14 protein-coding genes are annotated in these 17,021 nt (G+C 67.7%); 11 read left to right on the top strand and 3 right to left on the bottom strand.

The window, feature by feature from the left end; genetic code table 11:
* Positions 1-61 precede the first annotated feature (61 nt).
* Together ASE96_RS12565 and ASE96_RS12570 are read left to right on the top strand one after the other, a co-directional pair.
* On the top strand, positions 62-661 hold the full coding sequence (locus ASE96_RS12565) for a TetR/AcrR family transcriptional regulator (RefSeq protein ID WP_056430746.1): 600 nt from the start codon (positions 62-64) through the stop codon (positions 659-661).
* 126 nt (positions 662-787) lie between these two features.
* Positions 788-1,759 (top strand): helix-turn-helix domain-containing protein, encoded by a 972-nt coding sequence (locus ASE96_RS12570; RefSeq protein ID WP_056430749.1) that lies wholly within the window; start codon positions 788-790, stop codon positions 1,757-1,759.
* A gap of 112 nt (positions 1,760-1,871) precedes the next feature.
* Here ASE96_RS12570 and ASE96_RS12575 read toward each other — a convergent pair whose 3' ends face one another.
* Positions 1,872-3,341: an APC family permease gene (locus ASE96_RS12575; RefSeq protein ID WP_056430752.1), complete on the bottom strand. Its 1,470-nt coding sequence runs from the start codon at positions 3,339-3,341 to the stop codon at positions 1,872-1,874.
* Between the two features lie 289 nt (positions 3,342-3,630).
* On the opposite strand from ASE96_RS12575, the gene ASE96_RS12580 reads away from it, so the two are divergent.
* Positions 3,631-5,040, top strand: a complete 1,410-nt coding sequence (locus ASE96_RS12580) for an aldehyde dehydrogenase family protein (RefSeq protein WP_056430755.1) — start codon at positions 3,631-3,633, stop codon at positions 5,038-5,040.
* A gap of 161 nt (positions 5,041-5,201) precedes the next feature.
* On the opposite strand, the gene ASE96_RS12585 is transcribed toward ASE96_RS12580, so the two are convergent.
* Positions 5,202-7,130, bottom strand: a complete 1,929-nt coding sequence (locus ASE96_RS12585) for an FAD-binding monooxygenase (RefSeq protein WP_056430758.1) — start codon at positions 7,128-7,130, stop codon at positions 5,202-5,204.
* 223 nt (positions 7,131-7,353) lie between these two features.
* Here ASE96_RS12585 and ASE96_RS12590 point away from each other — a divergent pair, with 223 nt between their 5' ends.
* From ASE96_RS12590 to ASE96_RS12620, 7 genes are all read left to right on the top strand, one after another.
* Positions 7,354-8,850 carry a fumarylacetoacetate hydrolase family protein gene (locus ASE96_RS12590; RefSeq protein WP_056430761.1) on the top strand — a complete coding sequence of 499 codons (1,497 nt, stop codon included), beginning with the start codon at positions 7,354-7,356 and terminating at the stop codon, positions 8,848-8,850.
* The gene (locus tag ASE96_RS12595; protein ID WP_056430764.1) at positions 8,843-9,523 is read left to right on the top strand and encodes a GntR family transcriptional regulator; all 681 of its coding nucleotides are present in this window, start codon (positions 8,843-8,845) and stop codon (positions 9,521-9,523) included. The genes ASE96_RS12590 and ASE96_RS12595 overlap by 8 nt, the downstream gene beginning before the upstream one ends.
* A 10-nt stretch (positions 9,524-9,533) precedes the next feature.
* A complete protein-coding gene (hpaE, locus tag ASE96_RS12600; RefSeq protein WP_056430767.1) occupies positions 9,534-11,048 on the top strand; it encodes a 5-carboxymethyl-2-hydroxymuconate semialdehyde dehydrogenase in 1,515 nt (504 codons plus the stop codon).
* A gap of 38 nt (positions 11,049-11,086) precedes the next feature.
* On the top strand, positions 11,087-12,193 hold the full coding sequence (gene hpaD, locus ASE96_RS12605) for a 3,4-dihydroxyphenylacetate 2,3-dioxygenase (protein WP_056430770.1): 1,107 nt from the start codon (positions 11,087-11,089) through the stop codon (positions 12,191-12,193).
* A gap of 2 nt (positions 12,194-12,195) precedes the next feature.
* On the top strand, positions 12,196-12,981 hold the full coding sequence (gene hpaH, locus ASE96_RS12610) for a 2-oxo-hept-4-ene-1,7-dioate hydratase (protein WP_056430773.1): 786 nt from the start codon (positions 12,196-12,198) through the stop codon (positions 12,979-12,981).
* Entirely contained in the window at positions 12,966-13,787 is an 822-nt protein-coding gene (locus tag ASE96_RS12615; protein ID WP_200913048.1) for an aldolase/citrate lyase family protein, read from the top strand. Before hpaH ends, ASE96_RS12615 begins: the two co-directional genes overlap by 16 nt.
* 218 nt (positions 13,788-14,005) lie before the next feature.
* Positions 14,006-15,559: an FG-GAP-like repeat-containing protein gene (locus ASE96_RS12620; RefSeq protein WP_235500243.1), complete on the top strand. Its 1,554-nt coding sequence runs from the start codon at positions 14,006-14,008 to the stop codon at positions 15,557-15,559.
* A gap of 54 nt (positions 15,560-15,613) precedes the next feature.
* Here the strand turns inward: ASE96_RS12620 and ASE96_RS12625 are convergent, their stop codons facing one another.
* Positions 15,614-16,012, bottom strand: a complete 399-nt coding sequence (locus ASE96_RS12625) for a hypothetical protein (RefSeq protein WP_056430779.1) — start codon at positions 16,010-16,012, stop codon at positions 15,614-15,616.
* A 523-nt stretch (positions 16,013-16,535) separates the two neighbouring features.
* On the opposite strand from ASE96_RS12625, the gene ASE96_RS12630 reads away from it, so the two are divergent.
* On the top strand, positions 16,536-16,988 hold the full coding sequence (locus ASE96_RS12630; protein ID WP_056430782.1) for a hypothetical protein: 453 nt from the start codon (positions 16,536-16,538) through the stop codon (positions 16,986-16,988).
* Positions 16,989-17,021: the final 33 nt, after the last annotated feature.

Consider the following 17,021-nt stretch of genomic DNA (forward strand, 5'->3'; position numbering starts at 1 on the left):
GAATACGGAAATGTAAGCTGTGCCACAAGAGTCCGACGCAAGAAAATTGGGGAGCTGTCCCGTGCCAAAGATTGTCGACCACGACCAGCGGCGGCTCGAACTGGTCGACGCCACGTGGCGGATCATCGCCCGGCTCGGGATCGAAAGTGCCACCATGCGTGAAATTGCGCTCGAGGCGGGCTTTGCGAACGGCGCCCTCAAGCCGTACTTTCCCACCAAGGATGACCTGCTGACTTTCGCGTTCGGGCACGTCTTCAACCGCACCAACAAGCGGATCGCGGAAGTCACCGCGGGACAGGTCGGACTCGCGGCCCTGCGGGCTTTTTGCGTCGAGGTGCTGCCCCTGGACGAGGAGCGGATCAACGAGGCCCGGATCGTCATCCCGTTCTGGCAGAAGGCCATCAACGACCCCGACAAGGCCCGGATCCACCGCGACTCGATGGAGCAGTGGCTTGCAGCGATGCGCCAGTACCTCACCGAGGCCCGGCACGCCGGCGCCGTCACCACCACCGTCAGCGACGCCGCCCTGGCCGGGCAGCTGCTCAACCTCCTCCTCGGCGCGCAGATCGCGGCGGCACTTGCCCCGGACGGCCAGGTGGAACTCGGGCTGAATGAGCAACTGGAGGGATTCCTGACCCTGATGGGCTGCCAGGCCCGGTAATCGGGCCCAGGCGATCTTTTTTCGCCGGTTGTCGAAAAAAGATGACAGCGGCGGACTGCGGCGCTACCCTGAAAGGACTGTGTCCCATGACACACTCCCAGAAATACGACGGCGTCAGGATCTCCTATGACCGCAGTTGCAGCCCGCCCCTCGCTCGGTCCCACCGGACAGGACGTCCGAACCAGCACGGCGGAATCCTTCGACCACTGGCGGCACCTCGTCGCGGAATCCTTCGTTCCCTTGGCCGCCTCGAGCGCAAATTCGGACCACTTCCACGGTCGCATGCGGGCCCGCAGGCTGGACCGTGTGGCACTCGTCGAGGTCTCCTCCACAAGCCATGAGGTCCACCGCACACCGGCGCTGATTGCGCAGTCCCACCAGCGCTATTTCAAGCTCAACCTCCAGCTGCAGGGCACCGGGCTCCTCATCCAGGACAACCGCGAGGCAGTCCTGCATCCGGGCGATCTCTCCATCTATGACACCAGCCGCCCCTACACGCTTGCCTTCGAGGGCGACGCCCGGCTCATGGTGGTGATGTTCCCTTGGGACGCGCTGTCCCTGCCGCCGGAGTGCATCGCACAGCTTTCGGCCGTGCGTTTGGCCTCCGACGGCGGCCTCGCCGCCATCGTCGGGCCGTTCATCGCCCACCTCGCGGAGAACCTGGATGCGCTCAGCGGCCCCAGCGGGTCCCGCCTCGCCACCAATGCCCTCGACCTGGTCTCCACGATGCTGCATTCGGAACTGGATATCGCGCCGGACCGGATGAAGCCGCAGGCACTGCTTGCCGTTTCCGTCCGTGAGTACATCGAGGCGAATCTTGCGGATCCCTTGTTGTCGCCGGCGACCATAGCCGCGGCCCATTTCATCTCCACCCGCCACCTGCACAACGTCTTCCACGAAACAGGGACCACCGTTGCCAGTTGGATCCGGACCCAGCGGCTGGAAGGGGCACGCCGGGAACTGCGGGACCCGCTTCACTCCGGAAAGTCCGTGGGTGCCGTCGCCGCCCGGTGGGGTTTCCTTGATGCGGCACACTTCAGCCGCACCTTCCGGGACGCCTTCGGCGAATCCCCCAGCGACTGGCGGCGCGGCGCCTGAGCACGACCTTCACCGTGGTTGACCTCACCTGCCATTGGCAGCATCAGCCGTGACCCAAAGGGGCGCGGTACCGGATCTTTCCGGCACCGCCCCTCAACTCTTAAGCCGGTTGTCAGGCGGGGACCGCCGCGAGCGCCGCCTTGCGTTCCACGCCGACTTCCACCAGCACGCCGGCCGCAAACACGATCGGGACGGCGATCAGCAGGCCCAGGGCCGTTTCGGAGCTCCCGCCGATCAGCGCCGTGAAGTTGCTGACCACGAGGTATAGCACCCAGGCAAGCAGCGCGGTGGCGAGCACTGGAGCCACCGCGGTCTGCCAGAGTTGGCCAGTCACCTTTTCGCGCCGGAAGTATGCGACGACGGCAAGGGAGCACAAAATATACAAGACCAGCAGCGCCGCCACGGCCAGCCCGCTGAACCACGAAAACAGGGTCAGGACGGGATCCAGGGACAGCAGGGCGAACGGCGCCACGAGCACAAACGCGATCACGGTCTGGATCCGGGCGGCGACGGCAGGAGCCCGGTGCCGGTTGGTCCGGGCAACAACGCCGGGCATGGACCCGCGCAGTGCCAGCGAGTGGAGGTAGCGGTTGATGCCGTTGTGGAAGGCGATGATGCCGGCCAGCAGGGATGTCACCAGCAGGATGCCGGTGGCTATGCCGGCCCACGGACCGAACAGCTCCACCATCGGCGTCAGCACGAAGGAAGTGGAGTCGCCTGATTCGAGGGCCGCCCCCGCGGCATCAATGACCTGCGAGGGGCCGTAGTAGCTGACCAGCATCCACGAAATGAAGGAGAAGAAGACCGCGATGACCCCTACGGACAGATACGTGGCACGGGCCACCGTGCGGTGGGCGTCCTTGGCCTCCGCCGAGTAGATGGCTGTGGATTCGAAGCCGAACATGGAGGCGACGGCGAACATGATGGCCACGCCCGGGGCGCCGGCGGCGATCGCCGCCGGAGAGAAGGACGCCGCCAGGCTGATTCCTTCCGGTCCGCCGCCGCGCATCAGCACGGTCAACCCAAACATGAGCAGAATCGCGACCTCCAGGCCCACGAGCAACGCCAGGACCCGCGCCCCGAGTTCGATGTTAAGGGATCCCAGCACCTGCACGCCCGCCATGGTGACCACGGCCAGCAGCCACCAGGGAACCGTGATCCCGGCTGATCCGAGGAGCCCCGAGAATGCCGCGCCGTACAGCCCGTACATCGCGGCCTGGACCGTGCTGTACGCGAGGAGCGCGAGCCACGCCGCTCCGGCCCCGATCTTCCGCCCGAAGGCGGCCGTCACGTAGGCGTAAAAGGCGCCGTTGGCCTGGACCTTCCGGCTCATCGCGACGAACCCGACGGCGAAGATCACGATGACAATGCCCACCACCAGGTACGCCCCGGGCGCTCCGGGCCCGTTGCCGAGGGCCGCGGCCAGCGGTGATGCGCCCACGATTCCGGTCAACGGCGCCTGGGCAGACAAGACAAAGAAGAGAATGCCCATGACGCCGACGCTGCCGGCGCGCAGCGCGGTGGAGTGCTCCGTGCGGGGACTGGACTCTGCGGTCCGGGAATCGGAATTTGAAATACTCATCGGATCCTTCTTTAACTGTCATGAGTGCTGGGGAATGTAAAGAGCTTGGGAAAGGTGCCCGGGTGATGGTGCACCGATAAATCCAGCATTGCAGGTGATGCCCGTCACTTTTTTGTCGATCAGTGATCGGTTGTTGTTCCCCAGCGCATCGGCCTCCAAGGCCCTGGCAATCATTCGCACCGGGTCAACTCCAGTTCGCGCAAAGACAAGACGGCACGTCCGGCACCGGAGGACACTCGGACATGAGTCCCAACGACTCAGAGCCTCAACTACTCGATGTGGAGTACCCATGGAAACCTACGACGCCCTTCTCGCCGCGATCACCCCGGACGCCGGCGAAACCCGGACCATCCTTGACCCCGCCACCGGAACGGTCGTCGGCGAAGCGCCCGTCCACACCGTCCAGGACCTCGAGCAGGCAATTGCCGCCGCCGAAGCCGCCCAGCCGGCCTGGGCGGCGCTGGGCCACGACGCCCGGAGCGCCGCCCTGCAGAGGGCCGCCGACGCCGTCGAACGCTCCGCCGAGGAACTGGCCCGGCTGCTCTCACGCGAGCAGGGCAAGCCGCTCAACGGCCCGAACGCCCGGTTCGAAGTCGGCGCCTGCGCCGCCTGGCTGCGCGCCGCCGCCGGCATCCCGCTGGAGCCGGAAACCGTCGTGGACGACGGCGAAACCCGCGCCGAACTGCACTACCGGCCCATCGGCGTCGTCGGTGCGATCGGGCCGTGGAACTGGCCCATGATGATCACCGTCTGGCAGCTCGCCCCCGCCCTGCGGATGGGCAACGCCGTAGTGGTCAAACCGTCCGAATACACCCCGCTGTCCGTCCTGGCCCTGGCGAAGGTCATCAACGAGGAACTCCCCGACGGGCTGCTGAGCGTCGTCTCCGGCGGCCGCGACGTCGGCGAGGCCTTGGCCGGGCACCCGGCGATCGGCAAGATCATGTTCACCGGTTCCACCACCACCGGCAAGGCCATCATCAAATCCTCCGCGGACACGGTCAAACGCCTCACCCTGGAACTCGGCGGCAACGACGCCGGCATCGTCCTGCCCGACGCCGACCCCAAGACCATCGCCGAAGGCCTGTTCTGGGGCGCGTTCATCAACACCGGCCAGACCTGCGCAGCGCTCAAGCGACTCTACGTCCACACCGATATCTACGACGCCGTCTGCGAAGAGGTCACCGCCGTGGCCGCCGCGATGCCCATGGGTGTCGGCCTGGACGAGAACAACGTCCTCGGCCCGTTGCAGAACAAGCAGCAGTACGACATCGTGGCCCGGCTGGTGGAGGCGGCACGCGATTCGGGGGCCAGGATCCTCCTGGGTGGCAACCCGGACGCCGAGCAGCCCGGGCACTTCTACCCCGCCACCTTGGTCGCCGACATCGACAACACCAACCCGATGGTCGCGGAGGAGCAGTTCGGACCCGCCCTCCCGATCGTCCGGTACAGCACCGTGGACGAGGCCGTCACGATGGCGAACGCGCTCGACGTCGGGCTCGGCGCCTCCGTCTGGTCCGCCGACGCCGCGAAAGCCCGCAACGTCGCTGCCCGGCTCGAGGCCGGCACTGTCTGGATCAACAAACACGGTGCCGTGGACCCGCGCATCCCCTTCGGCGGAGCCAAGCAGTCCGGCTACGGACTCGAGTTCGGCGTCGAAGGCCTCAAAGCCCTGGGCGTTCCGCAGGTGATCAACGGCTGACCGGACCTGGAACCACCCGCCGTCGAACACCTCGTTCGACACGGGCACCGGGCTCGTGACACAGCAACGGCCCAGCGCTGCGGTGTTCCCGCAGCGCTGGGCCGTTGCCGTGCTACGGGACGCGACGCTCCCGCCCTCGGCGGGGGTGCCTGTGCCGGAGCTCAGCCCGCGTGATCCTGCAATTCGCGGGCACGGTGGCCGGCCTGCAGCAGGGGCGCGAAGAACGCGGCCAGCTCCGCCGTCGCCGTCAGCGGCAGGATGTTCGCCACGTACTGGTCCGGCCGCACCACCACCACCGCGCCGCCCCGGTCGATGCCGCGCAGCTCGAAGATGTCCGCCGCCGGATCGGTGCCGTAGACCTTCTCAAGGTAGGTGAGCTTGAACGGCCCCACCTCCGGCTTGAACACCGCAGGCACGGCGCCGATTTCGATGCCCGTGTGGTCCTGCTGGTAGACCACCTTCACGTCGAACCAGGCGTCGCTGTCGGCACCTTCGGGGGTGGCAGCGAGCGGTGAGTCCGGTGCGGTGGCCAGCCATGCGGCGAGATCGGTGGTCGGCGACGGGGCCGCCGCCGACTGACCTGGCGCTGCCGCGTCCGCGAAGACATAGATGCGCCAGCGGCCGTCCGCCGCGGCCTGGTGGCCGAGCTGGACCGGGTTGGTGTCGCACACCCGCACCACCGGCGCGGATTTGAAGCGCTTGCCGACAGGGAAGCCGGTGGCCAGGTTCTGATGCGTCGCCTCGGCGACGATCATCGACGGCGAGTACTCGGTCATAAAGCCCGCGGGGAACTCGGCGGTGCGCACGTAGAAGTCCTCGAGCTCGGAGGGGTTCTCGAATTCCTCGGGCTTCTTCGCCATGAGCGTCGACCACACCTTGTCGAAGTCGATGAGGTTCTTCGCGACGACCTGCCGCTCGGCCGAGTAGGTGGAGAGCAGGCTCTCCGGGCTGCGGCCTTCCAGCACGTGGCCTAGCTTCCAGCCGATGTTAAAGCCGTCCTGCATGGAGACGTTCATGCCCTGCCCGGCTTTGGCGCTGTGCGTGTGGCAGGCGTCGCCGGTGATAAAAACGCGCGGCGTGCGGGTGCCGAGGTCCTCCGGGATGACGTCGTCGAACCGGTCGGTGAGGCGGTGGCCCACCTCGTACACGCTGTGCCAGGCCACGTTGCGCACGTCGAGCGTGTAGGGGTGGATGATCGCATTGGCCTTGGCGATGATCTGCTCGATGGTGGTCTTGCGGACGGCCCCGTTATCGTCTGCGGGCACTTCGCCGAGGTCGACGTACATGCGGAAGAGATGCCCGCCCTCGCGCGGGATCAGCAGGATGCTGCCGCCGTCGTGGGACTGGATGGCGCACTTGAGGCGGATGTCGGGGAAATCCGTGTTCGCGAGCACGTCCATAACGCCCCACGCGTGGTTGGCCTGGTCGCCGGCCATGGTGCAGCCGATCGAAGCGCGGACCTTGCTGCGCGCGCCGTCCGCACCGACGACGTACTTGGCCCGCACGATGCGCGTCTGGCCCTCGTCGGGGCCTGCGGTGTGGAGGAGGGTCACGGCGACGGGGTACTCGCCCTCGCCGACCTCGAGCCCAACGAACTCGTAGCCGTAGTCGGGCGCCATGCGGGAGGGCGAGTTGGCCATGAATTCGCCGAAGTAGTCCAGCACGCGGGCCTGGTTGACGATGAGGTGCGGGAATTCGCTGATCCCACCCGGGTCGTCGAGGGTGCGGGCGCTGCGGACGATCTTCGAGGGGTTCCGGGGGTCCGGCTTCCAGAATGCCATCTCGGTGATGCGGTAGGCCTCGGCGATGATCCGCTCGGCGAAGCCGAAGGCCTGGAAGGTCTCGACGCTCCGGGCCTGGATGCCGTCGGCTTGGCCGATGGCGAGCCGCCCTGCGCGGCGCTCCACAATGCGGGTGGTGACGCCCGGGAACTGGGACAGCTGGGCGGCCGCGAGCATACCTGCGGGGCCGGTGCCCACAATGAGCACGTCCACCTCGTCAGGAAGCTGGGCGGAGCGGTCGATGCCGATGCCGGCAGCCGGCTGGACGCGCGGGTCACCGGATACGTATCCGTGATGGTGGAAATGCACGGGCTTTCCTCACTTCGTTGTGTGGCGGCCTGTCGCCGTCTTTCGTGTTCGATAATTGAACTTCGTGTTCTATTATCGAAAGTTAGTCTGTGATCCAGAACTGTACGGCAGATATGACGTGGGTTACAAGTGCCTCGAAAACCTCCGGAATCAGGGGTTGACGATCCGCCATCCCTAAGTCATAGTCATCGTATACGATTTCGTACTCGATGAGGAGATATTCTTGGAACAGGTCACCGACCACATCCTGGCCGCGGCCCGCAAGGTCATCGCGGTGCATATCAACTACCCCAGCCGTGCCGCCCAGCGCGGGCGGACGCCGGAACAGCCGTCCTACTTCCTGAAGCCATCGTCCTCCCTGGCACTCGGTTCGGCAGCAGCCCCTTCGACGGTGGAGCGCCCGGCCGGCTGCGAACTCCTCGGCTACGAGGGCGAAATCGCTTTGATCATCGGCAAGCCCGCCCGGCGCGTGGGCCTCGAGGACGCCTGGAGCCACGTCGAGTGGGTCACGGCCAGCAACGACCTCGGCGTGTACGACCTCCGCTATGCGGACAAAGGCTCCAACCTCCGCTCCAAGGGCGGCGACGGCTTCACACCCGTGGGCCCGGGCCTGATCGCGGCCGACGCCGTGGACCCCGCCGCGCTGCGGATCCGCACCTGGCACAACGGCGACCTCGTCCAGGACGACACCACCAACGACCTGCTCTTCCCCTTCGCCCGGCTCGTGGCCGATCTCTCCCAACTGCTCACCCTCGAAGAAGGGGACATCATCCTCACCGGCACCCCGGCCGGGGCCTCGGTCGCCACGCCGGGCGACGTCGTCGAGGTGGAGGTCAGCAGCGCTGACCTGACCACCGGCCGGTTGGTCACCCGGGTGGAGGAAGGTACGACGCCGTTCGCGGACTTCGGCGCCCGGCCGAAGACGGACGACCTGCAGCGGGAGGAAGCCTACGGTTCCCGCGAAGCGGCGGGGCTTGCCGCTCTGGCACCGGAGGCGCCGGCTCCCGTCCTGTCCCCGGAGCTGAAGGCGAAGCTGGAAAGCGTCTGCACCGCCACCCTGTCCTCCCAGCTGCGCAAGCGCGGACTGAACAACGTCAGCATCGACGGCCTCACCTCCACCCGCCCCGACAAGCGCATTGTGGGCCTGGCCCGGACCCTGCGCTACGTGCCCAACCGCGAGGACCTTTTCAAGGCCCACGGCGGCGGTTTCAACGCCCAGAAGAAGGCGATCGACTCCGTCAACGAGGGTGAAATCCTCGTCATGGAGGCCCGCGGCGAAAAGGGCACCGGCACCATCGGCGACATCCTGGCCCTCCGCGCCCAGGTCCGCGGAGCCGCCGCCATCATCACCGACGGCGGCGTCCGCGACTTCTCCGCCGTCGCCGCCATGGACATGCCCACCTACTACGCCAACCCGCACCCCGCGGTCCTGGGCCGCCGGCATATCCCGTGGGACACGGACATCACCATCGCCTGCGGCGGCACCACCGTGCAGCCCGGGGACATCATCGTGGCGGATTCCGACGGCATCCTGGTGATCCCGCCGGCCCTCGCCGAAGAGCTCGCGGACGATTCCATCGCACAGGAGCGTGAGGAAACGTTCATCGCCGAGATGGTGCAGCAGGGCCACAGCGTGGACGGCCTTTACCCGCTGAACGCCGCATGGCGCATCAAGTATCACGAATGGGAAGCGATGGGAAGCGGTAAAACCAATGGCTGACACAGTGACAGCCGCTGCCACAAGCACAAACGCTGCCAGCAAATCCGAGCGGGCCTACGCCTCCGTCAAGACCCGCATCGTCGACGGCACCTACTCCCCCGGCTACCGGCTGGTGCTCGCCAAGATCGCCGAGGACCTGGGCGTCAGCGTGGTGCCGGTGCGCGAGGCCATCCGCCGGCTCGAGGCGGAAGGCCTGGTGAAGTTCGAGCGGAACGTCGGCGCCACCGTGGCCGGCATTGACCCCACCGAATACCTGTACACGATGCAGACGCTGAGCATCATCGAGGGCGCCGCGACGGCCCTTTCGGCTCCGCTCATCGGGCCTGCGGACGTGGCACGCGCCCGGTCCGTGAACGCCGAGATGCGCGACTGCCTGACGCACTTCGACCCGGTCCGGTTCACGCAGCTGAACCAGGATTTCCACAGCGTCCTGTTCGAGCACTGCCCCAACCCGCACATCCTGGACCTGGTCCACCGGGGCTGGAACAGGCTCGCGTCCCTGCGGTCCTCCACATTCCGGTTCGTCCCCGGCCGCGCCCACGAGTCCGTGGACGAACACGAGGAGCTCCTGCAGCTCATCGAGTCCGGTGCCGGCGCGGATGAGATCGAACGGGCCGCCCGCCTGCACCGCTCCGCCACCCTGGACGCGTACCTCGCCCAAAGCAACAGTTAGGAAGACAACAATGACGTTCACTGCTCCTGTTACCACCACCCACTACATTCCGCAGGACCTGCCCACCCACATCCAGCACTACATCAACGGCGAATTCGTTGACTCCGTGGGCGGCAAGACCTTCGACGTCCTGGACCCGGTGTCCAACACAAACTACGCCACCGCGGCCGCCGGGCAGAAGGAAGACATCGACCTCGCCGTCGCCGCCGCCCGCGACGCGTTCACCAACGGCCCCTGGCCGAAGATGAAGCCCCGCGAACGCGCCCGCGTCCTGAACCGGATCGCCGACGCCGTCGAAGCCCAGGAGGCCCGGCTCGCTGAGCTGGAGACCTTCGACACAGGCCTGCCCATCACCCAGGCCAAGGGCCAGGCGCTCCGCGCGGCCGAGAACTTCCGCTTCTTCGCGGACCTGATCGTGGCCCAGTTCGACGACGCCATGAAGGTTCCCGGCGCCCAGATCAACTACGTCAACCGCAAGCCGATCGGCGTCGCCGGCCTCATCACGCCATGGAACACCCCGTTCATGCTGGAGTCCTGGAAGCTCGCCCCCGCACTGGCCACCGGCAACACCGTGGTGCTCAAGCCGGCCGAATTCACCCCGCTCTCCGCCTCCCTGTGGGCGCAGATCTTCAAGGATGCCGGCCTTCCCGACGGCGTGTTCAACCTGGTCAACGGCCTGGGCGAGGAAGCCGGTGACGCCCTCGTGAAGCACCCGGACGTCCCGCTGATCTCCTTCACCGGCGAGACCACCACGGGGCAGACGATTTTCCGCAACGCCGCGGCCAACCTCAAGGGCCTGTCCATGGAGCTCGGCGGCAAGTCCCCGTGCGTTGTGTTCGCCGACGCCGACCTCGACGCCGCGATCGATTCCGCCCTCTTCGGGGTCTTCTCGCTCAACGGCGAGCGCTGCACCGCGGGCTCCCGGATCCTGGTGGAGCGCGCCGTGTACGAGGAATTCTGCGACAAGTACGCCGCCCGTGCCAAGAAGATCGTGGTCGGGGACCCGCACGACCCCAAGACCGAGGTGGGGGCCCTGGTCCACCCGGAGCACTACGCCAAGGTGGCCTCCTACGTGGAGATCGGCAAGTCCGAAGGTCGGCTTCTGGCCGGCGGCGGCCGCCCGGAGCACTTGCCCGAGGGCAACTACATCGCCCCGACGGTGTTCGCCGACGTCGCCCCGGACGCGCGGATCTTCCAGGAGGAGATCTTCGGCCCCGTCGTTGCCATCACCCCCTTCGACTCGGACGAGGAAGCCCTCGCCCTGGCGAACAACACCCGTTACGGCCTGGCTGCCTACATCTGGACGCAGAACCTGACCCGCGCCCACAACTTCTCGCAGAACGTCGAGGCCGGCATGGTGTGGCTCAACAGCCACAACGTCCGCGACCTCCGCACACCGTTCGGCGGCGTCAAGGCCTCCGGGCTGGGCCACGAGGGCGGCTACCGCTCCATCGACTTCTACACCGACCAGCAGGCCGTGCACATCACCCTCGGCACCGTCCACACCCCCAAGTTCGGCGCCTAGCAGCGCTCACCGGCCACCCTCAACGAAGAGAGAATCCCATGACCAGCCAAGCTTCACAGCACAACTTCGTCCCCACCCCCACCGTCCCCGCTCCGGACATCGTCCGCTGCGCCTACATGGAGATTGTGGTCACCGACCTCGCCAAGTCCCGCGAGTTCTACGTGGGCCTCCTGGGCCTGCACGTCACCGAAGAGGACGAAAACGCCATCTACCTGCGCTCCTTCGAGGAGTTCATCCACCACAACCTGGTGCTCCGCAAAGGCCCCATCGCCGCCGTCGCGGCCTTCGCGTACCGGGTGAAGTCCCCCGCCGAAGTGGACGCCGCCGAGGCGTACTACAAGGAGCTGGGCTGCCGCACCGAACGCCGCAAGGACGGCTTCACCAAGGGAGTCGGCGACTCCGTCCGGGTGGAGGACCCGCTGGGCTTCCCCTACGAGTTCTTCTACGAGGTGGAGCACGTGGAACGCCTCACCCAGCGCTACGACCTCTACTCCGCCGGCGAGCTGGTCCGGCTGGACCACTTCAACCAGGTGACCCCGGACGTTCCCCGCGGCCGGAAGTACCTGGAGGACCTGGGCTTCCGTGTCTCCGAGGACATCCAGGACTCCGACGGCGTCACCTACGCCGCCTGGATGCACCGCAAGCAGACCGTGCACGACACCGCCCTGACCGGCGGCAACGGCCCGCGCATGCACCACGTCGCGTTCGCCACCCACGAAAAGCACAACATCATCCAGATCTGCGACAAGATGGGCGCCCTGCGCATCAGCGACCGGATCGAACGCGGGCCCGGCCGGCACGGCGTCTCCAACGCCTTCTACCTGTACATCCTGGACCCGGACGGGCACCGCGTGGAGATCTACACGCAGGACTACTACACCGGCGACCCGGACAACCCCACCATCACCTGGGACGTCCACGACAACCAGCGCCGCGACTGGTGGGGCAACCCCGTGGTCCCGTCCTGGTACACCGAGGCTTCGCTGGTGCTGGACCTCGACGGCAACCCGCAGCCCGTCGTCGTCCGTGAGGAAAAGAGCGAAATGGCCGTGACCGTGGGTGCCGACGGATTCTCGTACACCCGCAAGGAAGAGGACGGTCACGCCGGGGAAAAGACCGGCTTCAAGCTCGGCGCGCAGCTGTAGCCATGCTGGATGCCAAGACGATCGAGGCCATCGCCGACGAACTGCTGGAAGCGGGCCGCAGCCGGACACCGGTCCCCCGCCTGACGGCCCGTTACCCGGACATGACGGTGGAGGACTCCTACGCCGTGCAGCAGCTGTGGCGCCGGCGCAACGAGGACGCCGGCCGGACGCTGGTGGGCCGGAAGATCGGCCTCACCTCCAAGGCCATGCAGGCGGCCACCGGCATCACCGAACCGGACTACGGCGCCATCTTCGATGACATGGTGCTTGAGACCGGCTGCGCGGTCCGGTGGGACCGGTATACCCACCCCCGCGTGGAAGTGGAGCTGGCGTTTGTGCTGAAGAAGGACCTGTCCGGCCCGGGCTGCACCATCTTCGATGTCCTGAACGCCACCGACTACGTGGTGCCGGCCCTCGAGATCCTGGATTCCAGGATCGAGATGGAGGGCCGGACCATCGTGGACACCATCGCGGACAACGCGGCGATGGGCGCCATGGTGGTGGGCGGCAACCCCGTCCGGCCCGACGCCGTGGACCTGCGCTGGGTCTCCGCCATCCTCTACAAGAACCAGACTGTGGAGGAAACCGGCGTGGCGGCAGGGGTCCTGGACCATCCCGCCGCGGGGGTCCACTGGCTGGCGAACAAGATCGCCGCCCACGGTGACGCCATGAAAGCCGGGGACATCATCCTGGCCGGCTCGTTCACCCGGCCGCTCTGGGTGTACCAGGGCGATACCGTCCACGCCGACTACGGACCCCTGGGGAGCATCACATGCCGCTTCGAGTAGAACCCGATCCCACCTTCCGGGATGCCCTGCGCAACCAAACGGGCGCTTCTGGCCGTCCTTTGGCCGGAATGTGGGTGTGCTCTGGCAGCCCCCTGGTGGCGGAGATCTGCGCAGGTTCCGGACTGGACTGGCTCCTGATCGACGCCGAACACAGCCCCAACGGCCTCGAGTCCATCCTTGCCCAGCTCCAGGCCGTGAACGGCTATCCGGTCCAGGTGATGGTCCGGCCGCCGGTCAACGACACCGTGCTGCTCAAGCAGTACCTCGACCTGGGCGCCCAGAACCTGCTGATCCCCATGGTGAACTCGGCGGCCGAGGCGGAAGCCGCCGTGGCCGCCACCCGGTACCCGCCGCGCGGCGTGCGCGGCGTGGGCTCCGCGCTGGCCCGCGCCTCCCGCTGGAACCGGGTCCCCGAGTATCTGGCCGGGGCCTCCGGCACCGTCAGCGTCACCGTCCAGATTGAATCCGCCGCGGCTGTCGAGGCCGTGGCGGAGATCCTGGCGGTCGACGGCGTGGACGCCATTTTCCTGGGGCCCTCGGACCTCGCCGCGTCCATGGGCGTGCTGGGGCAGCAGGAACACCCGGACGTGCGTGCCGCCGTCGAACGCTGCCTTGCTGCTGCCGCGGCGGCCGGCAAACCCGCCGGCGTGAACGCGTTCAATCCGGCCACCGCGCACCAGTATCTGGCCGCCGGCGCAGCCTTTATTCTGGTGGGCGCCGATGTGGCGCTGCTGGCCCGGGGCAGCGAAGCCCTCGCTGCGGGATTCGTGACACCGGCCTCCGGCGCCACCCCCACCAGTTACTGACCTTCCAAGGACCTATTCCGGGTTCCTGCGCCGGTTCGCCGAGGAAACCGTCCCTGGCCTGCCCTCCGTTCGGCCCTACCGGTCCCGCCCCGACGGGTGTCCAATGGTCCGTAACGGTAGGAGCGCGGGCGAAGGAGCTGGCCATGGCTGCGCGGATCGGGTTCAGGGGCGCTTCGGGGCGCCGGCGGCGGCGGTTTTCAGCAAGGCTGGGGTCGGTCTTGTCCGTCTTGGCGCTCCTGGCCGGGCTGCTGCCCGCGGCCGCTCCGCCGGCCCAGGCGGCCACCCTCTACGGCCACGATATTTCCTGGCCCCAATGTCCGACGGCGGTCGGCGGGCTGGGGCTCCCGCTGCCGCCGGCGACGACGCAGTTCGTCGTGGTCGGGCTGACCCGGGGGCTTCCCTTCACCGAGAATCCCTGCCTGGCCAGCCAGGTGGGCTGGGTAGGCAGCAATAACAAACGGGCCCACGCCTACACTATGGCCGCCTTCCCCACTGCGGCCCAGCTGACCACGTACCGCGCGCAGGGACCCTGGTCCGCGGCGACCCGGGCCGGGCAGCTTTCGAATGTCGGTTACGCCGAGGCCCGGTACGCCGTCGCGAGCCTGCAGCGCGCCGGGTTCCGGCCCCCGGTCGTCTGGATCGATGTGGAGCCGCGGCCGGCCCAGCCCTGGCCGACCGCCACCGCCGTGCAGCAGCGGGAGAACCGGTACATCGTCGAGGGCCTCATGCGGGGCCTGCGGGACGCCGGCTTTTCCTACGGCCTGTACTCCTTCGCCTCTGGCTGGCAGTCCATCACCGGCTCCTGGCGGCTGCCGGGCGTCCCGGTCTGGGCCACCGCAGGGCGCCTGGACTACCCGGCCGAGGCGCTCGACCGGTGCCGGCAGCCGAGCTTTTCCGGCGGACGCGTCTACCTCGCGCAGTGGTACGACGACATCCGCGACTATGACCTCACCTGCGACCCGTACGCGTTCACACCGCTGCCCATGCCGGCTTCCGCGCTCTCCGGGGCCACGGCGGACTTCAACGGCGACTGGAACAATGACGTGCTGGCCCGGGTGGCGGCCACCGGGGAGATGCGGCTGTACGCAGGGACCGGGCGGGGCGGGCTTTCCCCGGGCCTCAAGATCGGCACCGGCTGGGCCGGCTTCAACGCCCTCGAAACCCCCGGGGATTTCAGCGGTGACGGGGCGCTGGACGTGCTCGCCCGGGAGTCGTCCACCGGCCGGCTGTGGCTCTACCGGGGTACCGGCTTTGGCGGTTGGCTGCCCCGCATCCTGATAGGCAGCGACTGGCAAGCGATGAGTGCCATCGTCGGGCCGGGAGACTTCAACGGCGACCAACGCGTCGACGTGCTGGCCCGCGAGGCGGCAACCGGCATCATGTGGCTCTATCCCGGCACCGGCACCGGCGGCTGGCAGCCCCGAGTGCGGGTGGGCAGCGGCTGGAACGCCTTCAACGCCTTGGTCGCCCCGGGGGATTTTGACGGCGACGGAGCGGCCGACGTGCTGGCACGGGAAACGGCCAACGGCCGGCTGTGGCTGTACCGCGGAACTGGCACCGGCAGCTGGCGGCCCCGCGTGCTGCTCGGCACCGGCTGGAATGCCCTGACCGCGGTGATGAGCCCCGGCGACCTGAACGGCGACCGAACCCCGGACGTCCTGGCCCGCGACAGCGCCGGGGTGCTGTGGCTCTATCCGGGCAACGGAGCCGGCAAGTGGTTGCCCAGGGTCCGTGCCGGGACCGGCTGGAACATCATGAACGCGATCTTCTAGACGGCGCCGCCAGAAGCGGGTCCAGCCGGAGCGGGAGTCTTCGGGAACGGCGGCTCAGGCAGCCGCCGGAGCGGCCGCGGTCCGGGTGGCCGTCTGGTGACGGAACCAGGCGGCGAGCTTTTTGCCCTTGCCCTTCCACCAGCTGTCCTCGTCGCCTCCATGGCGCCACCGGAAGATCACCATGACCATCACGAAGACTCCGCCGGCGACGTTCTGCCACGTTCCGCTGGCGGCGTCGATCAGCACACTCACCGCACTGATGAGGATGGACGGCCAGGCCAGGGTTGTGAAGACGGTGTTAGCCACGTAGCGGCGGTGGGACCGCGGCACCGACAGTGCACGGACCATGTCGAAGCAGACACACACCACCACCACCGTCTGGCCAATGGACAGCAGGATTGAGCCCGGCAGGGTCCCGGCGAAGAGGGCCAGGGAACTGAGCCCGGAGTTCATGGCCTGCCCGCGATCAGTGCGGGTCCAGGCGCCGACTTACCCGGCCACATGGGATCAAACGTGCGGTGCTTCAACATGCGGTGCCCCCCCCCCCCCCCCCCCCCCCGCCGGCAACCCCAATTGAACAGCGTGGTCGGCTGCCGGGTCCCGCGAGGAAGGTACTCGACTTTCGCCTGCACGGCTACGTGGCTCACCCGAAGGTGTACTCATTTTCGTGCGCCCGAACACTTGGTGGTCGAGCCCAGGGGCCACGTCTCAGCCCGGGACGCCGTTTACTGCGGCGGCCCGGGCCGGGATTCCGGGTACGCTTTTCGCGACCATCCGGTGTCCTGAATTCGTTGGATGATGCGTGGGGGCAGGTAGTCGGAGCCACAAAAGACAGGTACCACTACCTGTTGTGAAGCCCGGATTTCGCGGCAACGATGAGGCCATTCGATTCAGCGATGGCAACCGCAGGATTGGGGGATGCGGCTCTTGCCTGTTGACTCCTCTGTCCGGGTGCCCCACAGAAGGAGTCTCACAAATGCGCAAGCTCACCAAGAAGAGCAAGGTCATCGCCGTTGCAGCCTCGGTTGCCCTCGTGGCCGTCGGCGGCGGCACGGCCTACGCCTACTGGACCACCACCGGCAGCGGCACCGGTACCGCCGCCAACTCCGCCGGCGGCGGCACTGTGACCCTGCATGCCAGCTTCGACGCCGGCCTGGCCCCGGGGAACTCCGTGCCCGTCGTGTACACGGCAGACAACAGCACCAACACCGGCACCGTCGTCGGCGCCCTCACCGCAAGCGTGACCACGAGCGTGGCGGAGTGCCTGCCGGCATGGTTCACGGTCAGCGCCAATACCTCGAACTCCCCCGTCGCAGCCAACAGCACCGGCACCCAGGTGGGGTCGGGAACACTGGCATTCCTCAATGACGCCGCCAACCAGGATGCCTGCAAGTCGGCCATCGTCACTGTCACAGTCGGCAGCCTGTAGCTGTGACCCGGCGGGGCCGGACACCCGGCCCCG

Origin of the sequence: Arthrobacter sp. Leaf69 (genome assembly GCF_001422645.1) — a bacterium.
Lineage (GTDB): Bacteria > Actinomycetota > Actinomycetes > Actinomycetales > Micrococcaceae > Arthrobacter.

Excerpts from the sequence above, each read along its gene's own strand:
- ASE96_RS12580 (WP_056430755.1), top strand. The coding sequence starts at position 3,631 with ATGGAAACCTACGACGCCCTTCTCGCCGCGATCACCCCGGACGCCGGC.
- ASE96_RS12595 (WP_056430764.1), top strand. The coding sequence starts at position 8,843 with ATGGCTGACACAGTGACAGCCGCTGCCACAAGCACAAACGCTGCCAGC.
- ASE96_RS12570 (WP_056430749.1), top strand. The coding sequence starts at position 788 with ATGACCGCAGTTGCAGCCCGCCCCTCGCTCGGTCCCACCGGACAGGAC.
- hpaD (WP_056430770.1), top strand. The coding sequence starts at position 11,087 with ATGACCAGCCAAGCTTCACAGCACAACTTCGTCCCCACCCCCACCGTC.
- ASE96_RS12625 (WP_056430779.1), bottom strand. The coding sequence starts at position 16,012 with ATGAACTCCGGGCTCAGTTCCCTGGCCCTCTTCGCCGGGACCCTGCCG.
- ASE96_RS12630 (WP_056430782.1), top strand. The coding sequence starts at position 16,536 with ATGCGCAAGCTCACCAAGAAGAGCAAGGTCATCGCCGTTGCAGCCTCG.
- hpaE (WP_056430767.1), top strand. The coding sequence starts at position 9,534 with ATGACGTTCACTGCTCCTGTTACCACCACCCACTACATTCCGCAGGAC.
- ASE96_RS12575 (WP_056430752.1), bottom strand. The coding sequence starts at position 3,341 with ATGAGTATTTCAAATTCCGATTCCCGGACCGCAGAGTCCAGTCCCCGC.
- ASE96_RS12615 (WP_200913048.1), top strand. The coding sequence starts at position 12,966 with ATGCCGCTTCGAGTAGAACCCGATCCCACCTTCCGGGATGCCCTGCGC.
- hpaH (WP_056430773.1), top strand. The coding sequence starts at position 12,196 with ATGCTGGATGCCAAGACGATCGAGGCCATCGCCGACGAACTGCTGGAA.